This is a genomic window from uncultured Zoogloea sp. (assembly GCF_937894855.1).
GTDB classification, from domain to species: domain Bacteria; phylum Pseudomonadota; class Gammaproteobacteria; order Burkholderiales; family Rhodocyclaceae; genus Zoogloea; species Zoogloea oryzae.
The window spans coordinates 1-3,513 of record NZ_CALAYQ010000084.1 but is presented as its reverse complement, the minus strand read 5'-3'; the positions used below and the strand labels follow the sequence as shown (position 1 = coordinate 3,513).

The following is a 3,513-nucleotide window of genomic DNA, read 5'->3' as shown; positions in this document are numbered from 1 at the left end:
ACGAATACGCTATTTGGGCTGCCCGGGGGAGATGGGGTGGCCGGACGCTTACAGATGTTTGCCGACTTCCACTTCACCCGGGTGTTCAGCATCGACGGCGGTTACCCGGCGCTGGAGATGGCCTTCGCCGCGACCGAGGCATGAGCATGGATGCCGTGGCCGCCTGGGTGGCTGCCCATCCCCTCACGCCCAGCGACGTGGATTGCGCCACCACGGTGATGCTCAAGATCCTCGACGGCAAATGCAAGATGAGCGAGACCGACAAGCTGGTGATGGCCGCCCTCTACGACGCCGTGAAGCATCGCCCCGGCCAGCGCTTTGGCGACGAGCTGCACGCGCTCATCGCCCAGGCCCGAGCCCCCGGCGGCGACGCGCTGCGGGATCTCATCTACGAAAAACGCGTGCTCGCCGAAACCACGCTGTCGCGCCCTGTGATGAAGGCCTTCAAGGCCATGATCCGGGCCGAAGGCCTGTTCGCCGGGCTTGAAGAAGAAGAGGACGTCGACGCATGAAGCTGCAGATCGAACAGGCCCACATCGAAGCCATGATGGCCGCCTTCCCCCGGCTCGACCCGGTGCGCGAGCAACTCCGCTTCGGGCATCGGGTGGAGATCCCCTTCCACACCCTCGAAGCGCCCGAGCTCGATCTGCTCGAAACCCTCTACCGCGCCGGCGACGCCGAGGACCGCGCCAAGGCCGCGCAGATCGCCACCCTGCGCCACGCGCTGGCCGGCGGCGGGCGGCGCTTCGAGCCCGAAGAGCTGGAGATGGCCGTGCCCGCCATCGCCCGCTACCTGGCCGAAGACGCCAGCCGCGGGTGGGTGTTCTCGGCCGGCATCAACGGCAAGCCGCTGGCCTACGTGGTCACGCGGCTGGACTTCACCCCGCCTTCTGAAGAAGAGAGCGGCAAGATCTTCGTGGAGCTCAAGGCCAACTCCCGCGCCCGCCTTGCGGCCACCACCCTGCGCATCACCGGGCCGGACATCGCCGGGCGCACCATCGCCGAAGTCTTCGCCGCCAAGGGCTACGTGAAGGAAACCCCGGCGCTCCTCGCCAGCTACGACGAGATGGCCGCCCGCTACTTCGACTGGCGCGGGCAGTACGGCGCGCAGTTCTCCGGCACCGGCGTGGGCTGGTTTGCCGAGAACCCCACCGCCACACACCGGGACACCGATTACTCCCGCAAGGACCAGATCATCCTTTCATCCACCGGATCGCCCGCGCGGCTGGTGAACGACGAGAGCATCCTCGGCGAGCGGGTGCTGGCGCTGGATGCCACCGGCGACATCCTCGCCAAGTTCGTCCGCCGGGTGATGCGCGGCGCGCGCCTGTCGGGCAAGGAAGAAGCCGAGGTGGAAGACGCCCAGGCCAGCATCGGCAAGGGCCTGTTCACCGAACTGCCGGTGCATTTCTACATCCTGATGTTCCACCTCGATCTGCACCACTACGTGTGGGTGCATGTGGAAGACATGCAGCCCTACGCCTACCAGCCCGAGCTGAAGGACAAGCTGGTGCTGCCCCCCGAGCAGACCGACCTCATCGACATCCTCACCGCCGAGATGGACGTGCTGATGGACGACATCGTGGCCGGCAAGAGCGGCGGCACCACCGTGCTGTGCGCCGGCCCCCCGGGCGTGGGCAAGACGCTCACCGCCGAGGTGTATTCCGAGATCATCCGCCGGCCGCTCTACCGCGTGCACTCCGGCCAACTCGGCCTCAACGTGGCCGCGATGGAAACCGTGCTCAAGGACGTCCTCACCCGCGCCCAGCGCTGGGGCGCCGTGATGCTCATCGACGAAGCCGACGTCTACATCAAGCGCCGCGACGACAACATCACCATGAACGCCGTCGTCGGCGTCTTTCTGCGCGTGCTCGAATACTTCAATGGCCTGCTCTTCCTCACCACCAACCGCGTGGACGACATCGACGAAGCCATCGTCTCCCGCTGCATCGCCCTCATCCGCTTCCACCCGCCGAGCCGAGAAGACCGCCGCAAGATCTGGGGCGTGATGGCGGAACAGTTCGGGCTACAGATCGCGCCGGAACTGCTGGAGCGGCTACCGGACATCTTCCCGCAGGCATCGGGGCGCGACATCAAGGGGCTGGCGAAACTGGTGGGGAAATACTGCAGCCAGAAGGGAGTTGAGGCGGAGGAGGGAGTGTTTAGAAGGTGTGCGGTGTTCAGGGCGATGGAGGTGGGGTAGGCCAGGCGTAAAGGGCAATTGCCGGCACGCGCTGGACAGAGGAGAGTGAGGGATGTACATTTTTACGTACAACTGCCGGAGCCAACACATGGACGCCATTTCTTACTCTGCCGCCCGCGCCAACCTCGCCACCACGATGGACCGCGTGTGCAACGACCACGAACCCCTCATCATCACCCGCGGCGGCCAGCAGTCGGTAGTGATGCTCTCGCTGGAAGACTTCAAGGCCCTTGAAGAAACCGCCTACCTGCTGCGCAGCCCCGCAAACGCAAGACGCCTGCTGGCCGCAACCGAGCAACTTAACGCCGGGCAAGGAAGCGAACGAAAGCTGGCCGAATGAGACTGATCTTTGCTGACGCCGCCTGGGAGGATTACCTCTTCTGGCAGCAGCAGGACAAGCGCATGGTGGAGCGCATCAACAAGCTCATCAAGGAAACCCAGCGCGAACCCTTCTCCGGCATCGGCAAGCCCGAGCCCTTGAAACACGCGCTGGCCGGCTACTGGTCCCGGCGGATCACCGACGAGCACCGGATGGTTTACAAAGTGGATGGGGATGCGCTGCTGATTGCGCAGTTGAGGTATCACTACTGAGGGCGTCGTCAGGGTGAGGGTTCGCAAGAGGGGGGTTAAGTTGGAAGCATTGCCCCCAAGCCTACCTCGCCCCCTTCAAGGGCGTCCTGCAAGCGGATGCCTACGCGGGGTTCGACGCGCTCTTCGAGGGCGGGGCGATCGTCGAGGCGGCCTGCTGGGCCCACGTGCGCAGGAAGTTCTACGACATCCAGCGCGCGAGCGCCTCGCCGCTGGCCGCCGAGGCGCTGACCCGGATCCAGGCGCTGTATGCCATCGAAGCCCGCGCGCGCGGCAAGCCGCCCGCCGAGCGGGCGCAGCTGCGCCGGCAGGAGGCCGCCCCGCGCCTGGCGGACATGCATGACTGGCTCGTGGCGCAGCGCAAACGCGTGTCGCGCAAATCGGACCTGATGCAGGCCATCGGCTACGCGCTCAATCAATGGCCGGCCTTGATCCGCTACAGCACGAACGGCCATCTCGAGATCGACAACAATGCCGCTGAACGCGCACTGCGGGCGGTCGCCGTGGGGAGGAAGAACTTTCGCTTCGCAGGATCGGATGCCGGCGGCGAGCGGGCGGCCGCGATGTACAGCCTGATCGGCACCGCCACGCTGAGCGGGCTCGACCCGGAGGCTTACCTGCGCGACGTGCTCACGCGGATCGCCGAACACCCGATCAACCGGATCGACTGTAGTGGTCAAGTATTTTCGGACACCCCGATAGGGTGTTTTGCTGCCATGTCC

The 3,513-nt window shown here is 65.7% G+C and carries 4 protein-coding genes and 1 pseudogene; all 5 read left to right on the top strand.

Annotation, left to right across the window (positions count from 1 at the left end; translation table 11 throughout):
- Positions 1 to 140: 140 nt before the first annotated feature.
- Positions 141 to 512, top strand: a complete 372-nt coding sequence (locus Q0672_RS11260) for a hypothetical protein (protein ID WP_298622236.1) — start codon at positions 141 to 143, stop codon at positions 510 to 512.
- Positions 509 to 2,203, top strand: coding sequence for an ATP-binding protein (locus tag Q0672_RS11255; protein WP_298622234.1), 1,695 nt, complete (start codon positions 509 to 511; stop codon positions 2,201 to 2,203). Before Q0672_RS11260 ends, Q0672_RS11255 begins: the two co-directional genes overlap by 4 nt.
- Before the next feature lie 88 nt (positions 2,204 to 2,291).
- Positions 2,292 to 2,543, top strand: a complete 252-nt coding sequence (locus Q0672_RS11250) for a type II toxin-antitoxin system Phd/YefM family antitoxin (protein ID WP_284189380.1) — start codon at positions 2,292 to 2,294, stop codon at positions 2,541 to 2,543.
- On the top strand, positions 2,540 to 2,794 hold the full coding sequence (locus tag Q0672_RS11245) for a Txe/YoeB family addiction module toxin (protein ID WP_298622230.1): 255 nt from the start codon (positions 2,540 to 2,542) through the stop codon (positions 2,792 to 2,794). Before Q0672_RS11250 ends, Q0672_RS11245 begins: the two co-directional genes overlap by 4 nt.
- A gap of 44 nt (positions 2,795 to 2,838) precedes the next feature.
- A pseudogene (locus Q0672_RS11240) lies at positions 2,839 to 3,513 on the top strand (IS66 family transposase); the annotation flags it as partial.